This window comes from Halomonas sp. IOP_31 (assembly GCF_021151495.1).
Lineage (GTDB): Bacteria > Pseudomonadota > Gammaproteobacteria > Pseudomonadales > Halomonadaceae > Modicisalibacter > Modicisalibacter zincidurans.
The window spans coordinates 1-1,187 of the sequence record NZ_JAIRBP010000085.1 but is presented as its reverse complement, the minus strand read 5'-3'; the positions used below and the strand labels follow the sequence as shown (position 1 = coordinate 1,187).

At 64.3% G+C, this 1,187-nt stretch carries 1 protein-coding gene; it reads left to right on the top strand.

Translation table 11 applies throughout. The annotated features are described in order from the left end of the window. Positions 1–64: 64 nt before the first annotated feature. Positions 65–1,187, top strand: a 1,123-nt coding sequence (tnpC, locus tag K7I12_RS17410; protein ID WP_231664813.1) for an IS66 family transposase, incomplete at its 3' end; no start/stop codon positions are given.

The following is a 1,187-nucleotide window of genomic DNA, read 5'->3' as shown; positions in this document are numbered from 1 at the left end:
GTCGCCAACCACCTGATTTTTTTGGCATAGTGTGCCTGATCCTTCGGCACGTCTATGCGGTGACATGACCATCAGCGATATCAACGTCGACGAGGCCCTGGAACGGGTCCGGCAGCAGCTCAAGGAAGACCACACGGTCTCGCCTTCCTTGCGTGCTGCCATCGACGTGCTGATGCTGCTGGTCAAGCTGATGGCCGACCGACTGGCCACCAGCAGCCGCAACAGCAGCAAGCCGCCGTCACAAGACCCCAACCGCCAACGCCGTTCCCGGGCCAAGGGCGAGCGTCGCCCTGGCGGGCAACCGGGTCACGAAGGCAAGACGCTGGCGCCGGTCACCGATCCCGACGAGATCGTGTCGTTGCGCGTCGATCGCCGCACCTTGCCCAAAGGGCGCACCTATCGCTCGGTCGGCATCGAAACGCGCCAGGTGCAAGACATCGTGATCCAGGCCGTCGTCACCGAGTATCGCGCCGAGGTGCTGGAGGACGATCTCGGGCGGCGCCATGTGGCGCCGTTTCCCGACGGCGTGACCCGCCCGATCCAGTATGGCCCACGTCTCAAGGCGCATGTCGTCTATCTCTCGCAGTATCAGTTGCTGCCCTATGCCCGCATCCAGGCGCTGCTGGCCTCACAGTGCGATCTATCGCTGAGCACCGGCACGCTGTTCGCCTTCAATCAAGAGGCCTATCAGCGCGCCGAGGCGTTTGCCGAGTGGGCGATCCCGGCGCTGAGGCAAGCCGCGACCGTGCATGCCGACGAGACCGGGATGCAGGTCGGCGGCAAGCGCTACTGGCTGCACAGCGCCTCGAATGACGCCCTGACCTACTTGGCGCCTCACGCCAAGCGAGGTCAGGAGGCCATGGATGCCATCGGCATCCTGCCCTATGTCCAGGGGGTGCTGGTGCATGATCACTGGAAGCCTTACTACCGCTACGCGGATTGCCGCCACGCACTTTGCAACGCCCATCACCTGCGTGAATTGACTGCGGCCTGGGAAAATGACCACCAAAAGTGGGCCAAGGCGCTGCATGATCTGCTGCTGGAGATGCATCAGGCCGTTGACGCTGCCGGTGGCACGCTCTCGCCCGAAGAGGCGCAACGCTGGCGAGTCCGCTATCGGCAGTGCCTGACAGAGGGTGAGACCGAGTGTCCGCCACCGATCCCACCACCACCGGGAAAGCGCGGTC